Genomic DNA, 18496 nt, shown 5'->3' on the forward strand with positions numbered 1-18496 from the left:
CCTGTAGTCTCTAACCGCACATGCCTACCCGGAATGGGCCAGGAGTCAAGCATCCTGAGAATGCATCAATTCGTCGACGAAGGCCGGAACCAGCTCTGAGGCAGGGCCTTGGCGGATTTCATGGAACAGTGAGGCGCCTTCGGAGGGCTCCAGGTTCAGTTCGATGGTGTGGGCCTTGCCCCGTCTCCTGACCTGGGCCACGAACCCCGCCGCCGGATAGACATGGCCCGAAGTGCCGATGGAGACGAACAGGGCGCAGTCGTCCAGGGCCTGGAAGATCAGCCCCATGTCCAACGGCATCTCGCCGAACCACACCACATGGGGGCGCAGCAGTCCGGGACGGCCGCAATCGGGGCAGGCATGGCCGGTGTCCAGGTCGCCGGTCCATTCCATGGGACGATTGCAGCGCCTGCAGCGGACCTTCAGCAACTCGCCATGCATGTGGATCAGGCGGGTCGATCCCGCGCGCTCGTGCAGGTCGTCGATGTTCTGGGTCACCACCAGAACCGGGCCATGCCACTCCCGCTCCAGCCGCGCCAGGGCGTCATGGGCGGGATTGGGCGAGATGCCGTCCTCGGCCAGGCTGCGGCGCCGGGCGTTGTAGAAGGCGTGGACCCGGGCGGGATCGCGCTTGAACCCTTCCGGGGTGGCGACGTCTTCCAGTCGGACCTTGCTCCAGATTCCGTCCTTGTCGCGGAAGGTGTCCAGGCCAGATTCCTTGGAAATACCGGCGCCGGTCAGCACGACGATGGGGGCGTCCTTGGGGATGGGGGGCATGCTCGGATCGGCCTATGACTTCAGTCGAGAGTGATTGTCACAACTGGAGTCTTCCAGTCGGTGGCGAAACCGTCAATATTCAAAGCTGCAAATAAGCCCCACCAAAGGGGCGGGGGAGGAAGCACGATGTCCGAGACGTCAATATCCCCGGGAGGGGAGGAAATTTCCGCGCGGACGCAAAAGCCCAAGGGATGGCTGGCGCGGGCCTTCGGCAGGTCCCAGGGCGTCGAGGCGCCGCAGACCGGCCGCAATTTCGACTTCAATGCCCTGCATCGGTCGCTGACCACCCTGGAACGCCAGGCCAAGAGCGGCGAATAGTGCTTGCGGCGATCCTGGCGAGGGGATAATCCCGAAGGCAGGAGGATCGTGCGGCCATGGTCAAGATTCTGTTCGTCTGCACCGGCAATATCTGCCGGTCGCCCACCGCCCACGGTGTTTTCCGCGATCTGGTGCAAAGCCAGGGGCTGGACGGCGTCATCGCGGTGGATTCGGCGGGAACCCATGCCTATCACGTCGGCCAGCCACCCGATGACCGCTCGGTAGCGGCAGCCAGGCGGCGCGGCGTCATCCTGGACGATCTGCGCGCCCGTCAGGTGGAGAAGGCGGATTTCGACAGCTTCGACCTGATCCTGGCCATGGATCGCGGCCATCTTGGGCTGTTGACCAGCCGGTGTCCGCCGGTGCGGCAGGACCGCCTGGCCCTGTTCCTGTCCTTCGCGCCCCAGTTGCGGCTGCAAGACGTGCCGGATCCCTATTACGGTGGCGGCGACGGCTTCGAGCGGGTCCTCGACATGATCGAGGCCGGATCGGCGGGCCTGCTGGAGCATATCCGCAAGACATTGCTTTAATGGAGCGAGCCGATGAATCGCCTCGCTTGTCGTCCCTCAATCGCCGGGCGGGATTCTCCGAATCCCTTGGCTTTCGCCGCAGGAGCGGCGCCGACCCTTGGTCGCAACTCCTCGCCGATGAAGGCCTTCATCGGTTCGTCGGCATGATTGTCAGATGACCCACTCCGCCCGCTTCCAGGCTCAGGCCCTGGCGGCACGGCTGCCGCCGCTGCTGGTGGCGGCGCGTCGGATCGCGGCCACCGTGGCCCTGGGGGTTCATGGCCGTCGCCGGGCCGGGCCAGGGGAAATCTTCTGGCAGTTTCGCCGGGCCGGGCCGGGCGATGCCCCCGCCGTCATCGACTGGCGCCAATCGGCCCGGGGCGACCATCTGTTCGTCCGCCAAAGGGAATGGGCGGCGGCCCAGACGGTGTGGCTGTGGCGCGACGGCTCGGCCTCCATGGACTGGCGGTCGGCGGCGGCGCTGCCCACCAAGGCCGAGCGGGCGGAACTGCTGGTGCTCGCCCTGGCGGCGTTGCTGCTGCGGGGCGGCGAGCGGGTGGCGCCCTTGGCGGGGGCCGGTTCCCCCCTGGGCGGGGTGACGGCGCTGGAGCGGTTGGCCGAGGCCCTGGCGGGCGACCATCCCCCGGCCCTGCTGCCGCGCAAGGGGCCAGTAGTGCTGATGGGCGATTTCCTGGCGCCGCTGGCCGAGACCGAGGGGCTGGTCCGCAGGATCGGCGGGCGCGGCCATCTGCTCCAGGTGCTGGACCCGGCCGAGGAAAGCCTGCCCTATGACGGACGGGTGCGCTTCGAGGGCATGGAAGGCGAGGGCGCCGTGCTGGTCGGTCGGGTCGAGGGTGTCCGCGCCGACTATGTCCGGCGCATGGCCGAACATCGCCGGGGCCTGGCCAGCTGTGCCCGTCTGGCGGGATGGAGTTTCGCCACCCACCGCACCGACCAGCCGCCGCAGCAGGCGCTGCTGGCGCTGTATCGCCAACTGGCCGAGGCCGGGCCATGAGCTTCCTGCCGGGTCTGGCCTTCGGCGCCCCCTGGGCCCTGGCGCTGCTGGCCTTGCTGCCGCTGTTGTGGCGGTTGCTGCGGGTGACGCCGCCCGAACCGCAACGGGTCCGGTTCCCCGCCATCTCCCTGCTGTTCGGTCTCGGGCGGCACGATCAGACGCCGTTGGCGACGCCTCCCTGGCTGCTGCTGCTGCGTCTCGCCCTGGCGGCGGTACTAGTGCTGGCGGCGGCGCGGCCCGTGATCGATCCCACGCCGCCGCCCCGGGGATCGGCTCCGGTGGGCGCCCTGCTGCTGGTGGTGGATGACGGCTGGGCCGCCGCGCGGGACTGGAGCGCCCGGCGGGCTTTTCTCGACGAGCACCTGGAGCGGGCGGGCCGCGAGGCTCGGCCGGTGATCCTGCTGGGCACGGCGCCGCCGCCCGATGGCGGCCCGGTGACGCCGGGACGCGTCATGACCGGCGCCGAGGCGGCGCGTCAGCTGGCGGGACTGGAGCCCAAGCCCTGGGCGCCCGATCGCCGTGCCGCCGTCGAGGCGCTGCGCCAGCTTCCCGAGGAGCTGCGCATCGGCCGGGTGGTATGGCTGCATGACGGCATGGACGGTCCCGGCGCCGCCGATCTGGCCCGGGGACTGCAGTCCCTGGGCGGAGGCCTCGACATGGCGGCGGGGGCGGCCGGGCGGCAACTGATGCCGCCAGAGGAAGGCGCCGCCGCCGACCGTCTGGTTCCGGTGATCCGCAGGCTGTCCACCCCTCAGCCCGAGCGGCTGGCGGTGCGGGGCCTGGATGCCGCCGGAACGGTGCTGGCCAGGGGCGAGGTGATGGTGGAAGGGGGGCACATGGAGGCGCCGCTGCCCCTGCTGCTGCCGCTGGAGCTGCGCAACCGGCTGGAGCGGCTGGAGATCGAGGGCGAGCGCTCGGCCGCCGCCACGGTGCTGCTGGACGAGCGCTGGCGCCGTCGCGCCGTCGGGCTGGTGGCCGCCGAAAACACATCCGGGGCGCCGCTGCTGGACCGTCTGCACTACTTGGACCGCGCCCTATCCCCCCATGCCGAGCTGCGCCGGGGCGGATTGCCTGACCTGCTTGCCGAGGACGGGCCGGGGGTGCTGTTCCTGGCCGATCTGCCCCTGACCGCCGGACCCCTGGCCGAGCGGCTGGCGGCCAGGATCGAGCAGGGCGCCGTGGTGATCCGCTTCGCCGGTCCCGATTTCGCCCGGGCGGCGGCGGCGGGAGGACCCGGTGGCGACCCGCTGCTGCCGGTGCGGCTGCGCCTGGGCGGGCGCGCCCTGGGCGGCGCCATGTCGTGGACGGTGCCCATGTCGCTGGCCCCCTTCCCCGAGACCGGGCCGTTCCATGGACTGGCCATCCCCGACGAGGTGGTGGTGCGCTCCCAGGTATTGGCCGAGCCGGCCCTGGACTTGGCCGAACGGAGCTGGGCATCCCTGGCCGATGGCACGCCCCTGGTGACGGCCCAGCGACGCGGCCGGGGCTGGCTGGTGCTGGTCCATAGCTCGGCCAATGCCGATTGGAGCAACCTGCCGCTGTCGGGCCTGTTCGTGGACATGCTGCGACGTCTGGTGGCCTTGCCGGTGACCGAGGGCCGAGCCAGGGAGTCGGGGCCGTTGCCGCCGCGCGACTTGCTGGATGGCTTCGGCCGTCCGGGTCCGGCCTCGGGCATCGCCGCCGCCTTGCCCGGCGGCACGGAGATGCCGCCCGCCGGTCCGCGCCATCCCCCGGGCTGGTACGGCCTCGGCGATGGCCGCGCCGCGCTGAACCTGTCGCCCCGGCTCGATCCGCCCATGCCGCTGCCGCTGCCGCCCGGGGCCCGCGCCCTGAGCCTTGACCCGGCCAGCGCCGCCATGGATCTGGGTCCGGCCCTGTTGCTGCTGGCGCTGCTGCTGCTGCTGGCCGACGGGCTGGCGGTGCTGGCCCTGCAAGGGTGGTGGCGCCGAATCATGCCCTTGGCCCTGCTGTGCCTTGCCGTTCCGCTTGAGGCCCAGGCGGCGGACGCCTTTGCCCTGGAGGCCGGTCAGTCCACCCGGCTGGCCTGCATCCGCACTTTCGACGCCGCCGTGGACCGCGACTGCCTCGCCGGGCTGAGTGGCCTGTCGCAGGTGCTGACCCTGCGCTCCACCGCCAATATGGCCGCGCCGCTGATGGTGGATCTGGAGCGCGATCCGGTGGTGTTCTTCCCCCTGCTCTACTGGCGCATCACCCCGGGCCAGAAGGCGCTGTCGGCCCGGGCGGCCGAGACGCTGAACACCTATATGGCGCGGGGCGGGCTGGTGGTACTGGATACCGCCGACGAGGGCCATCCGGGCGCCGGTCCCGATACCGCCGAATTAAGCCGGTTGCGCGAGCTGGCGCGCGGCCTCGCCCTGCCGGGGCTGGAGCCGCTGGGGCCGGACCATGTGCTCAACCGCGCCTTCTATCTGCTGAAATCGGCGCCGGGGCGCTGGGACGGCACCACCGTCTGGGTGGGGCGCGCCGATGGCGCTTCCGACGCCCATGACGGAGTGTCGCCGGTGGTGCTGGGCGGCAATGACTGGGTGGGGGCCTGGGCGGTGGACGAGCGCGGCCGACCGCTGCATGCCCTGACCCCCGGCGGCGAGCGCCAACGCGAGATGGCCTATCGCTTCGGGATCAATCTGGTGATGTACGCCCTGACCGGTAATTACAAGGCCGATCAGGTACACCTGCCCGCCATCCTGGAAAGGCTGGGCCGATGAGCGAGGCGAAGCCGAAGCGCGGCGCCGTTGAGCCGCCCGGAGCGCAGCGGAGGAGCCCCTCAGCAGGAGCAGTGCTCCTGCGAGACCTATGGGAAGGGGCCGTGAGGCCCCGCCCGGCGCCTGAGGGGCTTGAACAATGAACGAGGCATTCGAGGCCATACGGTTCGCCCCCCTGCTGCCCTGGCCGCTGCTGGCCGGGCTGGCGGTGCCGGTCCTGGTGGTGGCGCTGGCGGCGGCGCGCGGGCGGAGCCTTGCCGGAGCCCTGCGGCTGGTGGTCGGTCTGGTACTGCTGGCGGCCCTGGCCGGTCCGCGTCTGGTGGAGGAACAGCGCCGCCCGCTGGCGGATATCGCGGTGGTGGTGGTGGATGACAGCCTGTCCCAGTCCATCCTCGACCGCGCCGCCCGCACCGAGGCCGCCCTGGTCGAGCTGCGCGCCCGGCTGGAGCGGCTGCCCGGCCTGGAACTGCGGGTGGAGCGGGTCGGCCCCACTCCCGGTGTCGACGAGGGCACCCGCCTGTTCGCGGCGGTGGAGCGCGCCCTGGCCGACACGCCCCGGCGACGGCTGGCCGGGGTGGTGATGATCACCGATGGCCGCGTCCACGACGTCCCCGCCGATCTGGGGCGCTCGCTGGGGGTGCCGGTCCATGCCCTGCTGAGCGGATCGCCGGGCGAGCGCGACCGCCGCCTGGTGCCGGGCAAGGTTCCCGCCTTCGGCCTGGTGGGCAAGAGCGCGGTGTTCGGCTTCCGGGTCGAGGATAATGGCGGCGGCGGCGGCGAGGCCATGGTGACGCTGCGGCTGGATGGCGAACCCCATGCGGTGATCTCGGTGCCGCTCAACCGCGACGCCACCATGGAGGTGCCGCTGCGCCATGCCGGGGCCAATGTGGTGGAACTGGAGGCCGAGGCCGGGCAGGGCGAGCTGTCCCTGGTCAACAACCGCGCCGCCGTCTCCATCTCGGGGGTGCGCGACCGGTTGAAGGTGCTGCTGATCTCGGGCGAGCCCCATGCGGGCGAGCGCACCTGGCGCAATCTGCTGAAGGCCGATCCGGCGGTGGATCTGGTGCATTTCACCATCCTGCGCCCGCCGGAAAAGGACGACCGCACCCCCATCCGCGAATTGTCGCTGATCACCTTTCCGGTGCGCGAACTGTTCGAGGACAAGCTGGCCGATTTCGATCTGGTGATTTTCGACCGCTACCGGCGGCGCGGCGTGCTGGCCTCGGCCTATTACCGCAACCTGGCCGACTATGTCCGCAAGGGCGGCGCCCTGCTGATGGCGGTGGGGCCGGAATTCGCCGAGCCGGGCGGGCTGGCCGAATCCGAACTGGCCCGGGTGCTGCCCGCCCTGCCCACCGGGCGGCAATTGGGAGTGGCCTTCCGTCCCCGGCTCACCGAGGCCGGGCGCCGCCATCCGGTCACCGCCGGGCTGCCGGGAAGCGGTGCCGGAACCGGCGAACCGTCCTGGGGCGGCTGGATGCGTCAGATCGAGGTGGGCGAGCCGCGCGGCGCCACCCTGCTGACCGGGGCGGCCGGTTTGCCGCTGATGGTGCTTGACCGGGTGGAGGAGGGACGGGTGGCCATGATCCTGTCCGATACCGCCTGGCTGTGGGCGCGGGGCTGGGAGGGCGGCGGCCCCCATGGCGAGATGCTGCGCCGCCTCGGCCATTGGCTGATGAAGGAACCCGAACTGGAGGAGCATGCCCTGAAGGCCGAGATCATGGGCGGCCAGTTGACGGTGACCCGGCGCAGCCCCCAACCGGGCGCCGCCGAGGTGACGGTGACCGCGCCAGACGGCAAGGCGCAGCTTCTGGCCCTGGCGGATCTGGGTAACGGCAGCGCCATGGGGCGGTTGGCGGTATCGCAACCAGGGCTCTGGCGGGCAGCCGAAGAGGGGGGGCTGGTGGCCCTGGCCGCCGCCGGGTCGCCCTCGCCGGTGGAACTGGCCGAGCTGACCGCCTCGGATGCGCGGCTGGGGCCGGTGGCGGCGGCAACCGGTGGCGGCTTGGCCTGGCTGTCATCGGGCGGCGTGCCCGAATTCCGTCGGGTGGCCTCGGGGGCGGTGGCCTCGGGGCGGGGATGGATGGGATTGGCCGAACGGGGCGACCATGTGGTCGATGGCCTGCGCGAGACCCCGCTGCTGCCCGCCTGGGCCTTGCTGGTGCTGGGTTTGGGGGGATTGCTGGCGGCATGGTGGGCCGAGGGGCGGCGATGAATTTCGCCTTACATCTGGCGATTCGATTTGGAATATCGGAATTGCTGATGTAAGGAGTTCTTACCTATAGGTTAACGCGACTGGTTCTGGCTACACTGGCCGCGCCCGAAAACCGGGCCAGTCAGCCGAACGGACGGGGGGACGTAAGGACAGTGACGGACGAGCGATTGATCCCCGCGGCAGGCAAGCGAGCCAAGGCGCTGAAACGCGCCGTCGCCTGGATCATTCCCGAATGGCAGGTCTTCATCCGGCGCCCCGATGGCAGCGCCGAGCAGTTCACCTTTACCCGCAAGCGCCAGGTGATGATCCTGGCCGGCATGGTGGTGATCATGATCTGGGCCGCCATCGTCTCGACCCTGCTGACCCGGCAGCCGGAGGAATTGGCGGTGAAGGAACGTCATCTGGAAGAGATGATGGCCGCCACCCGCGCCGCGCAGCACCGGTTGGTGTCGTCCCAGAAGATGGTGGCCGACATCGCCCGCGAGGTGGACATGGTCCACACCAATATCCTGGTGCTGGCCGAGACCAATGCCGCCCTGGCCAAGGACCACCAGTCGACCAAGTCGGTGGTGGCCGCGCCACGCACCCGCACCCGCTCCGAGCCCGCCTGGAACGACGACGGCCAGCCCGCCAGCGACGAGGCCCGCGCCGTGCGCGATCAGGTCCGCCGTCTGGAAAGCTCGCTGGAGCGCCTGAAGGTCGCCTATGCCCAGGCGGTTCAGAATACCAGTGACGCCACCTCGTCGAAAATCTTCGATGCCGAGCGGGCGCTGTCCAAGCTGGGCATCGATGCCCGCCAGATTTTCGACCGCCAGCAGCAGCGCGAGGGCGGCCGCGGCGGTCCCTTCATTCCCCTGGTCACCTCCACCAGCGATACCGGCCTGTCCGGCTTGCTGGATCGGCTGGATCGGTGGAGTGGCGTCAAGGCGGTCATGAACAAGATGCCGCTGGGCGAGCCGCTGCATGCGGACTACGACATCAATTCCGGTTTCGGGACCCGCTCGGACCCGCTCAATCGCCGGACCGGCGTTCATGAAGGTGTCGATCTGGGCGCCCCCCATGGCACCCCGGTCTATGCCACCGGCGAGGGCGTAGTGGACTTCGCCGGTCCCTGGGACCGCTACGGCCTGACCATCGACATCAATCATGGCAATGGCGTGTCGACCCGTTACGCCCACCTGTCGCGCATCAAGGTGAAGGAAGGCCAGAAGGTTACCCGCTCCACCGTGATCGGGCTGCTGGGCAATACCGGGCGCTCCACCGGTCCCCATTTGCATTACGAGGTCCGCCTGTCGGATACTCCCAAGGACCCCCTCAAGTTCATCGCGGCAGGTGAAAATGCTCCCAAAGCTTGGTAAGGCCATCAACGCGGTTTCCGCGGCCACCCATGGACATCGCCATTCCACCGCCAACGGCTTGCCGCTGTCGGTGATCGGGCCCGATGTCAAGATCGTCGGCAACATCTACACCCAGGGCGAGATGCAGATCGACGGCCATGTGGAGGGCGATATCGCCTGCCAACGACTGCTGGTGGGCGAGGGCGGCCGCATCTCGGGCGAGGTCACCGCCGAGACAGTGCAGGTTCACGGCGAACTGACCGGCAAGATCAACGCCTCGTCGGTGCTGATCACCAAGTCGGGCCGCGTGACCGGCGACGTCACCCAGGACAGTCTGGAGATCGAGGCCGGGGCCAGCATGGAAGGCCGTCTGATCCGCCGTTCCGCCGCCGCCAAGGCGCTGGAAGCCGCCGCCGCCCATAAGGGCAATGGCGGAAGTGAACCGGCCCAGCTCGCGCCGCCCGCCACCCCCGATATCACCCAGGAAGCCGCTGGCAACGCCTGACTCCGACGTTCCCCCGCTGGACGCCCCCTCCCGTCCAGGATAGGCTGACGGTCCAGACTGTGGGAGGTTGGGTCATGGATCGTCGTTCTTTCCTGCGTCATGCCACCGGTGCGGCCTGTCTGTGCGGCACCTGCGGCGGTGGCATCAGTCAGGCCATGGCCTCGGAAGCGGCTCATTGGGCCTATCAGGGCCATGGCGGCCCCGCCGAATGGGGCGGGTTGGCGCCGGAATACGCGGCCTGTTCCATGGGCAAGGAGCAATCGCCCATTGATCTGACCAAGCCCATCGCCGCCATCACGGGCGATCCCGTACCGGCCTGGCGGCCCTTGCCGCTGAAGGTGACCAATAACGGCCATACCATCCAGGTGGATGGTGTCGGCGGCGGCACCCTGGCCCTGGACGGCAAGTCCTACGACCTGCTGCAATTCCACTTCCATCATCCCAGCGAACACACCGTCGACGGCGCCACCTTCGACATGGAATGCCACTTCGTCCACAAGGCGGCGGATGGCGGTCTGGCGGTGCTCGGCGTGATGATCGCCAAGGGGGCGCCCAATCCGGCGCTGGAAGCCATCTGGCAGGTGATGCCCGCCAATGGCGGCGAGACGGTGACCGCCGCCGCCATGCTGGATGCCTCCATGCTGCTGCCCAAGGACGTGGTGACCTTCCGCTATGCCGGGTCGCTGACCACGCCGCCCTGTACCGAGGTGGTGCAATGGGTGGTCTTTCGCCAAGCCATCACCGCCTCGGCCGAGCAGTTGGCCCGCTTAGCCAAGCTGTTTTCCAACAATGCCCGTCCGGTGATGCCGCTCAACCGGCGCAAGCTGTTGCTCGACGTGATGTGAGGATGGCCAAGATGCTCCGTCTCGCTATCCGTTCGCTCCGACTGGCGCCATTGTTGCTTTTGGCCGCCTGTGCCACCGAGCCGGGGGGCATGGCCGCGTCGGCTCCCCCCGACAGCATCGCCGGAACCTGGATCGTCACCGATGCCTTTCCCGCCGGGCCGGTCACTGACATGGCGTCGGCGCCCCGCGGCCAACGGGTCCGTCTCGACCCGGATATGGCGGGCGACGTGGCCGGGCGCGCCTGTCCCTGGCCGAGCTATGCCGAGTCCATGGGCGCGGCGGAGTCGGTGCTGGGCCATGGGGGCGCCGCGACGCCGCAGCCGATCCTGACGGTGATGTGCGCGGGCGAGGCATTCGCCCGCTATGCCGTCCAGGCAGATGGCAGCCTGCTCACCCGCTTCGGCGCCTGGCTGCTGCGGTTGGAGCATGGCGAGAAGCTGGCGACCAATCCCGCCCCCATGACGCCCGAGGCCGTGCCCATGCCGCTCGTCGCGCCTCCCCCTCCGGCGGCAACGACACCGCCGGCGGTCATGGCGCCGCCTACCCTGGTCTATCTTGCCTCGTACCGCACCGAAGCCTGGGCCCGCAAGGGTTGGGGCATCCTGTCGGGCCAGGCCGCCTCGCTGAAGGGGATGGAGCCGGTCATGCGCAGTGTCGATATCAAAGGCATGGGCAAGTTCATCCGCCTGTTCGCGCCCGCCCAGGATGGCGCCCAGGCCAAGGCCATCTGCAAGGAGCTCTCCAAGGCCATTGCCGAGTGCGGAGCCGCTGGTCGCGATAAGTAAGTGACGCGCCATACCGAGGCCTTTCTGGAGATGATGGCCGCCGAGCGGGGCGCGGCGGCCAATACCCTGGATGCCTATCGTCGTGATCTCGACGACCTGCAGGACTGTGTGGGCGATCCTCTCACCGCCGATGCCACGGCGGTGCGGGGCTGGCTGGCTCGTCAGGCGCAATTGGGCATGGCGCCCCGCACCCAGGCCCGCCGCCTGTCCTGCATCCGGCAATTCTATGGATTCCTGGTGGCCGAGGGGCTGCGCCGCGATGATCCGTCCGCCGACCTGGATTCGCCCCGGCTGGGGCGGCCACTGCCCAAATATCTGAGCGAGGACGAGGTCAAGGCGCTGCTGGATGCCGCCCGCGCCCTGGAGGCCGAGGCTGGAGTCCTGGCCACCGCCCTGCTGGAGACCCTCTATGCCACCGGCCTCAGGGTCTCGGAACTGGTGTCGCTGCCCGCCGCCGCCGTCGCCCGCGACCCGTCGGTGCTGGTGGTGCGCGGCAAAGGCGGCAAGGAACGCATGGTGCCGCTGTCCGATCCAGCCCGCGCCGCCCTAGCCGCCTGGCGCTCGGTGCGCGACGCCGCCCAGCCCAAGTCCCGGCCATCGCGCTGGCTGTTTCCCTCCACCGGCGTGTCGGGACACCTGACCCGCGCCGGTTTCGCCGCCATGCTGGGGCGTATCGCCTTGGCCGCCGGGATTGACCCCGGCCGGGTCTCGCCTCACGTGCTGCGCCATTCCTTCGCCAGCCATCTTCTGGCGGGCGGCGCCGACCTGCGCAGCCTGCAGCAGATGCTGGGGCATGCCGATATCGCCACCACCGAGATCTATACCCATGTCCAGGAAGCGCAGCGCCTGAAGCTGGTGACAAGCTGCCACCCTCTCGCGGATTTGGCGGCGAAACGACGGGAATGACCGCAATAGGAGACGGGGAATTGCCGGATAAAATCTAATGTTTTGGTTGCATTACGTCGATGATCGTGGATAATACTTAGTGATTATGACGATTGTTGACATGAGTCTCATATATATGCATTTTCTCCATCTGCCAGTCTTCGGGAACCGATGAATCGGGGCCCTGGGTACGGAGCGGACCATGACGGAAGACGAATTCACCATTGCTTTGCAGCGCCTTGGCTTGTCCCAGGCGGCCCTGGCGCGCCTGCTTGACGATCTGGGCGAGCAGCAGCCCGCCCCCACCACCGTATGGCGCTGGGCGGATGGGCGATCCAAGGTTCCCATTGGGGTGGGTGCGCTGCTGCGCCTGCTGGAGCAGTTGCCCGACGAGTTGCGGATTCAGCTGACGCGCAAGGCGCTGCGGGTCTGAGCGGCTACTTTTCCAGCACCGTCCAGGCCTTGTCGCCCTTGACGAAGCGGCCCGAGGCCTTTTCCGTCTTCTCGCCCAGGGGGCCGTCCACGGTCATTTCGAAGTCACAGCGATAGCCGGGCGTCCCGTCCGCCTTGGCGCAACTGATCTTGCGCAGGGCCTTGATCTTGGTGCTGAGATCCTTGCCGATCAGGCTGCCGACGCTGCCCAAATCCTTGTTCAGGGATTTGTAGGTTTCCTCGACCGCCGCCTTCATGTCTCCGTCCGACGGCTCGCCGCCGCAGGCCGCCAGCGTGGCGCAGGCCAGAACGGCCACGGACAGTCCCTTGAAGCTCCTTGATCCCATCATGATGTCATCTCCCCGAACGATGTCATCCGGTATAGCTGGAAGACCACGGCCCCACAACCGTGTCCTCTGGCACGGGGGCGGGTTTCATGGTATTGCCGGGCCTCTTTTCGCGGGTCGGTAAAGCTAGGGAGGCTGGCTGGTGGCAGACGCGTCGCTTCCGACGCCCCGGTGGGAGACGGCCCTGAGCCGCCCGATCCTGATCCTGGTCTTGCTGGTGGCGGGGCTGACCCTGGTTCGCATGGGGGTGGCCGGCTCCGCCCTGCTGTCCGGCGACGAGGCCTATTACTGGCTGTGGTCGCGTCGGCTGCAACTGTCCTATTTCGATCATCCCGGCATGGTGGCGTGGTGGATGGCGGCCTCCACCTGGGTCTTCGGCGAGTCCGAACTGGCGGTGCGCCTGCCCGCCATACTGGCCTCGGCGCTGGTGACCGGCCTGGTGTTCGATACCGCGCGGGTGGCCTTCGGCGATGTGCGCGCGGGTTTGTGGGCCGCGGCCTGGCTCAACGCCACCGTGCTGTTCGGCGCGGCGGCGGTGACCGTGACCCCCGATCCGCCGCTGCTGGCCGCCTGGACCACGGCGCTATGGGCCATGACCCGGCTGATGCGGCAAGGGCGCGCCGTCTGGATTTATGTGCTGGGGGCGGCGCTGGGCCTGGGCTTCGCCAGCAAATACACCATGGTGCTGATCGCGCCGGGCATTCTGGCCGTGTTCCTGCTGTTCCCCGAAGGGCGCCGCTGGTGGCGCAGCCCGCATTTCTATCTGGCCATCGCCCTGGCGGTGGCCTGCACCGCGCCGGTGCTGGTGTGGAACCTGACCAATGACTGGGTGTCGTTCAGGAAGCAGTTGTCCCATTCCTTCGACACGCCGGTCAGCAGCCCACTCAAGAGCCTGGGCACCTTTGTCGGCACCCAGTTGGGAGTGGTGACGCCGCTGGTGCTGGGCTTTGCCCTGTGGGGCATGGGTTGGGCGCTGTGGGCGGGCTGGCGGCGGGGGCGTGCCGACTGGTTCCTGCTGGGCGCCAGCTCGGCCCCGGTGCTGGCCTTCTTCCTCAACCACAGCCTGGGCGGACTGGTGCAGCCCCATTGGGCCGGTCCCGCCTATCTGGGCGGGGTGATGGCGGCGGTGGGCGGCTGGCGCTCGTGGCCGCTCGGGGAGGGGCCGCGCGGCCGCCTGGGCGAGTCCCTGTTCAAGGCGGCGCCGCTGCTGGGGGCCGTGCTGTTGGCGGTGGTCTATCTTCAGATGGCGACGGCGCTGCTGCCGGTGCCGCCGAAAAGCGATCCCCTCGGGCGCCTGGGGGGCTGGGACCGGGTGGCGGAGGCGGTGGAGGAGCAGCGCCGCCTGCATCCCGACGCCTTCGTCTTCGTCCAGAAGCACGAGATGAGCGGGCTGTTGACCTATTACCTGCCGGGCCATCCAAAGGCCTATCTGACGGGTTCGGCTGGAATTCCCCGAATTCCCTCGTATGATGCCGGGGACGTGGCCGGGCTGAGGGGACGCGACGCACTGTTCGTGACTCGCGTCAGCCCGCGCGGGGTGGAGGACGCGGCGAAATTCTTCGACCGGATCAGCCTGGTGGGCGCGCTGGATCGCAGCTGGGGCGGGCGGGTGATCGACCGCTACGAGATTTGGCTGGCCGAGGGCTATCGCCAGGGCATGTTCGAGGAATTCGCCGAGGATAAGGCACGGGGGGTGCAGTGAACGTCGATCGCATGCGGCAGATTGATTTTTGGGTGGGGGTGCCGCTGTGCGCCGTGGTCAGCCTTGTCCATCGCCTGTGGCGGCTGTTCCGACCCGAGGCGCCACGCAGCGGCCGCGACATCCTGTTCATCGAATTGTCCGAGATGGGCAGCGCCGTCATCGCCGATTCCGCCTTCAAGCGGGCGCAAACCCTGTTTCCCGAGGCCCGGCTGCATTTCCTGATCTTCGCCAAGAACCGGCCCAGCCTGGATATCATGGGGACCATTCCGGCCGAACGCACCCTGACCATCCGCGCCGAGTCGCTGGTGACGCTGGTGATCGACACCGTCCGCGCCATCATCGCCATGCGCCGCCTGGATCTGTTCGCCGCCATCGACATGGAGATGTTCTCGCGCTATTCGGCGCTGCTGACCTTCTTTTCCGGCGCGGCCAACCGGGTGGGTTTCCATCCCTTCCACACCGAGGGCCTGTACCGGGGCGATCTGCTGACCCACCGGGTGCACTACAATCCGCATCAGCATGTGGCCAAGTGCTTCCTGGCCCAGATTCATGCCCTGACCGAGCCCGCGGGCACCACGCCCCACACCAAGATCATCTTTTCCGACGAGGATATCCGGCTGGAGCGGATCGTGCCGCCCGCCGCCGAGATTGAGGCCTTCCGCGCCCGCATCATCGAAGCCCATCCGGTGCTGGCCACGGCCCCGAAATGGATTTTGCTCAATCCCAACAGCAGCGAGTTGATGCCGCTGCGCAAATGGCCCGCGCAACGCTATATCGAAGTGGCCCGCCGCCTGTTGCAAGACCCAGAAATGGCGGTGCTGATCACCGGAGCGCCGGGTGAACGGGCCGAGGCCCAGCGGCTGTGTGACGCGGTGGGGGGCGAACGCATGGTCAATCTGGCGGGCTTCACCCGCATGACCGACTTGCTGCCGCTTTACACCCTGGCGACGCTGATGCTGACCAATGACAGCGGTCCAGCCCATTTCGCCGCCCCCACCGGCCTGAAGACCATCGTGCTCTTCGGTCCCGAGACGCCCAAGCTTTATGGGGCGCTCAATCCCAATGCCGAATTCCTGTTCGCCGGGCTGGCCTGTTCGCCCTGTGTCTCGGCCATGAACCACCGCAATACCGCCTGTGACGATGCCCGCTGCATGACCGCCATTCCAGTGGATGCAGTGATGGAGCGCATCGCCGACCTGCTTGCCCGCCCGTGATCCGGCCGCCGCCGGTCATCGGTCATCGCGGCGCCGCCGGTCTGGCACCCGAGAATACCCTGGCCTCGTTCCGGCAAGCCGCCGCCCTGGGGGCGGGCATGGTGGAGTTCGATGCGCGGCTGTCGGCCGATGGGGTGCCGCTGGTCTTTCATGACGACGGTCTGGCCCGCACCACCAACGGCGTAGGTGAGGTGGCCGAGATGTCCTGGGCGGAATTGGCGCGGCTGGATGCCGGGGCCTGGTTCGGGGCGGATTTCGCGGGCGAAGCCATTCCCCGTCTGGATCGGGTGCTGACGCTGTGCCTGGAACTGGGCCTCGCGGTCAATATGGAGATCAAGCCCGATGCCGGGCGCGAGGCCGAGACCGCGCGGGTCTGCCTGGAGGCCGTCCGGGGAGCCTGGCCCGCCGAGGCCGAGCCTCCCCTGATATCGAGCTTCGCCCGATCCTGCCTGGAAGTGGCTCGCGATCTGGCGCCTGCTTGGCCGCGCGGAATGCTGGTGGAGACGGTGCCGCCGGATTGGCGCGCCGAGGCCGGGCGCCTGGGATGTGAGGCCATCCATGCCGAGCACGACGGGTTGGAGTCCGAACTGGTTGCCGAGATCACGGCTTCCGGGCTATTGGTAATGGCCTACACGGTGAATGACAAACAACGACAACAAGACCTTTGGGAGATGGGCGTGACGGCGGTATTCACCGATTTTCCGTATTCGTCATGATTCCGTAACGTCACTGGTGACGCCCTTCGCCCGGCACTATATAAGACCCCTCTTGGACAGGTGGGCGCCCGCCTGTCGTTTGGCCTAAGGAGTGATCGTCGCCTTGAAACCGCTCGATCCCATTCTCATTTCCGGTCGTGAAGTCCTGCCCATCGTCGAAGGCGGCAAGGGAATCAACGTCTCCAATGGTGAAAGCTCCGGCGCCTGGGCGGCTGCCGGTGGTGTCGCCACCTTCTCGGGCGTCAATGCCGATCTCTATGACGAGAACGGCAATCGCATCGATATGGTCTATTACGGCAAGACCCGCACCGAGAAGCATAATGAGCTGATCGCCTACGGCATCCGGGGCGGCATCGCCCAGGCCCGCATCGCCCACGACATCTCGGGCGGCCACGGCCGTATCCACATGAACGTGCTGTGGGAGATGGGCGGCGCCGAAGCCATTCTGGAAGGCGTGCTGGACGGGGCCAAGGGGTTGATCCACGGCGTCACCTGCGGCGCGGGCATGCCCTACAAGGTGGCCGAGATCGCGGCCCGCTATGGCGTCTACTACTATCCCATCGTCTCCTCGGCCCGGGCCTTCCGCGCCCTGTGGAAGCGCGCCTACAACAAATACGGTCAGTTGCTGGGCGGCGTGGTCTACGAGGACCCCTGGCTGGCAGGCGGCCATAACGGCCTGTCCAATTCCGAGGACCCGAAAAAGCCCGAGCCGCCCTATGGCCGGGTGCGCGAACTGCGCGCCGTCATGAACGAGTGCGGCCTGAACCAGACCCCCATCTTCATGGCGGGCGGCGTCTGGTGGCTGAAGGAATGGGAAGACTGGATCGGCAATCCCGAACTGGGCCCCATCGCCTTCCAGTACGGCACCAGGCCGCTGCTGACCAAGGAAAGCCCCATTTCCGATGCCTGGAAGCAGCGCCTGCTGACCCTGCAGCCCGGCGATGTGCTGCTGCATCATTTCAGCCCCACCGGCTTCTATTCGTCGGCGGTGAAGAACGGCTTCATCAACGAGCTGTGCCAGCGCCTGGATCACCAGATTCCCTATTCCAGCGAATGCGTCGGCGACCACGAAGCCGAACTGCCCATCGGCGCCAGGAAGCGTATCGTCTGGGTCACTCCCCATGACCGCGACCGCGCCCTGGGCTGGATGGCCGAGGGCTTCACCGAGGCGCTGCGCACCCCGGATTCGACCCTGATCTTCGTCACCCCGGACAAGGCCGAGGAAATCCGCATCGATCAGGTGGCCTGCATGGGCTGCCTGTCCCAGTGCATGTTTTCCAACTGGGCCCAGAATGAGGCGGGCACCACCGGTAAGAAGGCCGATCCCCGCAGCTTCTGCATCCAGAAGACGCTGCAGAATATCGGCCATGGTGGCGACGTCGAGCATGAACTGATGTTCGCCGGGCACAACGCCTATCGCTTCGGATCCGATCCGTTCTATGCCAATGGCTTCATCCCCACGGTGAAGCAGTTGGTCGAGCGCATCGCCACCGGCGAATAAGGTCTGTCCGGTTTCGGTGGAAGTCCCCTCTCCTCGTCACCCTCGGGTCAAGCCCGAGGGTGACAAGGAAAAGGCCCGCCCTTCCTATTTCGCCTTGGGTTTGGCCGCCGTCTTCGTCTTGGCGGGTGCCTTCGCCTTGGCCGCAGCCTTGGGGGCCGCGTCAGCCTTCGGCTTGGCGGGCGCCTTGGGCTTGGCCGCCTTGGCCGGAGCGGACAGCGCCTCTTCCGCCTGCAGCCAGAAATCCATGTCCCGCCCTTCGGGGCGCCCGGCCTCGTCCCACAGACGATAGGCCAGATCCTTGACGTCATTCCGGTGGCTCATGGGTGCGTTCCTCTTGCCGCTGCTGCGTATCGCCGAAACTTTAGCGCACGCGGTGCGGCGCGACAATCTCGGCAGACGGCAAGGCGGCCGCGTCATCGAGGCTCGAAGCTCTATAAAAGCCGAAGCCCCGCGGGGATCAAAGTCCGGCGCGGGGCATTTGGCTTGCGGGCTCACAGGCCCTGTTATGTCGGCGCTCTGGCCGATAAGTCGTGCATCAGTACTGTAAAAGTCGGAGATGCCAAGCTAGCAGCACCTCATATTCGACCCGGTGGCGTCATGTCTATTGTAACACCCTCCCATCCCTTACGGCGCGCCCCACATGAGGCGGGCTGTCAGTGGATACTCTGGT

Annotated in this window: 18 protein-coding genes; 15 read left to right on the top strand and 3 right to left on the bottom strand. The window is 68.1% G+C overall.

Features of this window, described 5'->3' with window-relative positions; genetic code table 11:
* Window positions 1-45 precede the first annotated feature (45 nt).
* A complete protein-coding gene (cobB, locus tag A6A04_RS06030) occupies window positions 46-777 on the bottom strand; it encodes a Sir2 family NAD+-dependent deacetylase (RefSeq protein WP_068490933.1) in 732 nt (243 codons plus the stop codon).
* Between the two features lie 126 nt (window positions 778-903).
* Between cobB and A6A04_RS06035 the strand changes: the two genes are divergently transcribed.
* The 11 genes from A6A04_RS06035 (at window position 904) to A6A04_RS06085 (ending at window position 12347) form a co-directional block, all read left to right on the top strand.
* Window positions 904-1095: a hypothetical protein gene (locus tag A6A04_RS06035; RefSeq protein ID WP_068490935.1), complete on the top strand. Its 192-nt coding sequence runs from the start codon at window positions 904-906 to the stop codon at window positions 1093-1095.
* A gap of 56 nt (window positions 1096-1151) precedes the next feature.
* The gene (locus A6A04_RS06040) at window positions 1152-1625 is read left to right on the top strand and encodes a low molecular weight protein-tyrosine-phosphatase (protein ID WP_068490937.1); all 474 of its coding nucleotides are present in this window, start codon (window positions 1152-1154) and stop codon (window positions 1623-1625) included.
* 154 nt (window positions 1626-1779) lie between these two features.
* Complete coding sequence (locus A6A04_RS06045) at window positions 1780-2619, top strand: DUF58 domain-containing protein (protein WP_068490939.1); 840 nt, start codon at window positions 1780-1782, stop codon at window positions 2617-2619.
* The gene (locus tag A6A04_RS06050) at window positions 2616-5345 is read left to right on the top strand and encodes a DUF4159 domain-containing protein (RefSeq protein ID WP_068490940.1); all 2730 of its coding nucleotides are present in this window, start codon (window positions 2616-2618) and stop codon (window positions 5343-5345) included. Before A6A04_RS06045 ends, A6A04_RS06050 begins: the two co-directional genes overlap by 4 nt.
* A 136-nt stretch (window positions 5346-5481) precedes the next feature.
* Window positions 5482-7557, top strand: a complete 2076-nt coding sequence (locus tag A6A04_RS06055; RefSeq protein ID WP_068490942.1) for a hypothetical protein — start codon at window positions 5482-5484, stop codon at window positions 7555-7557.
* Window positions 7558-7724: 167 nt separating this feature from the next.
* Window positions 7725-8915, top strand: a complete 1191-nt coding sequence (locus A6A04_RS06060; protein ID WP_245651092.1) for a M23 family metallopeptidase — start codon at window positions 7725-7727, stop codon at window positions 8913-8915.
* The gene (locus tag A6A04_RS06065; protein WP_068490946.1) at window positions 8896-9399 is read left to right on the top strand and encodes a bactofilin family protein; all 504 of its coding nucleotides are present in this window, start codon (window positions 8896-8898) and stop codon (window positions 9397-9399) included. Before A6A04_RS06060 ends, A6A04_RS06065 begins: the two co-directional genes overlap by 20 nt.
* A 74-nt stretch (window positions 9400-9473) precedes the next feature.
* Complete coding sequence (locus A6A04_RS06070) at window positions 9474-10244, top strand: carbonic anhydrase (protein WP_068490947.1); 771 nt, start codon at window positions 9474-9476, stop codon at window positions 10242-10244.
* Window positions 10245-10255: 11 nt separating this feature from the next.
* On the top strand, window positions 10256-11029 hold the full coding sequence (locus A6A04_RS06075) for a hypothetical protein (protein WP_068491384.1): 774 nt from the start codon (window positions 10256-10258) through the stop codon (window positions 11027-11029).
* A gap of 30 nt (window positions 11030-11059) precedes the next feature.
* Entirely contained in the window at window positions 11060-11935 is an 876-nt protein-coding gene (locus A6A04_RS06080; protein ID WP_068491382.1) for a site-specific tyrosine recombinase XerD, read from the top strand.
* A 181-nt stretch (window positions 11936-12116) separates the two neighbouring features.
* Complete coding sequence (locus A6A04_RS06085; protein ID WP_068490948.1) at window positions 12117-12347, top strand: helix-turn-helix domain-containing protein; 231 nt, start codon at window positions 12117-12119, stop codon at window positions 12345-12347.
* 4 nt (window positions 12348-12351) lie between these two features.
* On the opposite strand, the gene A6A04_RS06090 is transcribed toward A6A04_RS06085, so the two are convergent.
* Window positions 12352-12696: a hypothetical protein gene (locus A6A04_RS06090; protein WP_068490949.1), complete on the bottom strand. Its 345-nt coding sequence runs from the start codon at window positions 12694-12696 to the stop codon at window positions 12352-12354.
* Between the two features lie 139 nt (window positions 12697-12835).
* On the opposite strand from A6A04_RS06090, the gene A6A04_RS06095 reads away from it, so the two are divergent.
* From A6A04_RS06095 to A6A04_RS06110, 4 genes are all read left to right on the top strand, one after another.
* Window positions 12836-14395: an ArnT family glycosyltransferase gene (locus A6A04_RS06095; RefSeq protein WP_245651093.1), complete on the top strand. Its 1560-nt coding sequence runs from the start codon at window positions 12836-12838 to the stop codon at window positions 14393-14395.
* Window positions 14392-15609, top strand: a complete 1218-nt coding sequence (locus A6A04_RS06100; protein WP_068490950.1) for a glycosyltransferase family 9 protein — start codon at window positions 14392-14394, stop codon at window positions 15607-15609. Before A6A04_RS06095 ends, A6A04_RS06100 begins: the two co-directional genes overlap by 4 nt.
* A complete protein-coding gene (ugpQ, locus tag A6A04_RS06105; RefSeq protein WP_068490951.1) occupies window positions 15606-16325 on the top strand; it encodes a glycerophosphodiester phosphodiesterase in 720 nt (239 codons plus the stop codon). The genes A6A04_RS06100 and ugpQ overlap by 4 nt, the downstream gene beginning before the upstream one ends.
* A gap of 103 nt (window positions 16326-16428) precedes the next feature.
* On the top strand, window positions 16429-17826 hold the full coding sequence (locus A6A04_RS06110) for an NAD(P)H-dependent flavin oxidoreductase (RefSeq protein ID WP_068490952.1): 1398 nt from the start codon (window positions 16429-16431) through the stop codon (window positions 17824-17826).
* A gap of 84 nt (window positions 17827-17910) precedes the next feature.
* Here A6A04_RS06110 and A6A04_RS06115 read toward each other — a convergent pair whose 3' ends face one another.
* Window positions 17911-18147: a DUF2934 domain-containing protein gene (locus A6A04_RS06115; RefSeq protein WP_068490953.1), complete on the bottom strand. Its 237-nt coding sequence runs from the start codon at window positions 18145-18147 to the stop codon at window positions 17911-17913.
* Window positions 18148-18496 lie beyond the last annotated feature (349 nt).

Source organism: Paramagnetospirillum marisnigri (assembly GCF_001650715.1).
GTDB lineage: Bacteria > Pseudomonadota > Alphaproteobacteria > Rhodospirillales > Magnetospirillaceae > Phaeospirillum > Phaeospirillum marisnigri.

Excerpts from the sequence above, each read along its gene's own strand:
- cobB (WP_068490933.1), bottom strand. The coding sequence starts at position 777 with ATGCCCCCCATCCCCAAGGACGCCCCCATCGTCGTGCTGACCGGCGCC.
- A6A04_RS06035 (WP_068490935.1), top strand. The coding sequence starts at position 904 with ATGTCCGAGACGTCAATATCCCCGGGAGGGGAGGAAATTTCCGCGCGG.
- A6A04_RS06040 (WP_068490937.1), top strand. The coding sequence starts at position 1,152 with ATGGTCAAGATTCTGTTCGTCTGCACCGGCAATATCTGCCGGTCGCCC.
- A6A04_RS06045 (WP_068490939.1), top strand. The coding sequence starts at position 1,780 with ATGACCCACTCCGCCCGCTTCCAGGCTCAGGCCCTGGCGGCACGGCTG.
- A6A04_RS06050 (WP_068490940.1), top strand. The coding sequence starts at position 2,616 with ATGAGCTTCCTGCCGGGTCTGGCCTTCGGCGCCCCCTGGGCCCTGGCG.
- A6A04_RS06055 (WP_068490942.1), top strand. The coding sequence starts at position 5,482 with ATGAACGAGGCATTCGAGGCCATACGGTTCGCCCCCCTGCTGCCCTGG.
- A6A04_RS06065 (WP_068490946.1), top strand. The coding sequence starts at position 8,896 with ATGCTCCCAAAGCTTGGTAAGGCCATCAACGCGGTTTCCGCGGCCACC.
- A6A04_RS06070 (WP_068490947.1), top strand. The coding sequence starts at position 9,474 with ATGGATCGTCGTTCTTTCCTGCGTCATGCCACCGGTGCGGCCTGTCTG.
- A6A04_RS06075 (WP_068491384.1), top strand. The coding sequence starts at position 10,256 with ATGCTCCGTCTCGCTATCCGTTCGCTCCGACTGGCGCCATTGTTGCTT.
- A6A04_RS06080 (WP_068491382.1), top strand. The coding sequence starts at position 11,060 with ATGATGGCCGCCGAGCGGGGCGCGGCGGCCAATACCCTGGATGCCTAT.
- A6A04_RS06085 (WP_068490948.1), top strand. The coding sequence starts at position 12,117 with ATGACGGAAGACGAATTCACCATTGCTTTGCAGCGCCTTGGCTTGTCC.
- A6A04_RS06090 (WP_068490949.1), bottom strand. The coding sequence starts at position 12,696 with ATGATGGGATCAAGGAGCTTCAAGGGACTGTCCGTGGCCGTTCTGGCC.
- A6A04_RS06115 (WP_068490953.1), bottom strand. The coding sequence starts at position 18,147 with ATGAGCCACCGGAATGACGTCAAGGATCTGGCCTATCGTCTGTGGGAC.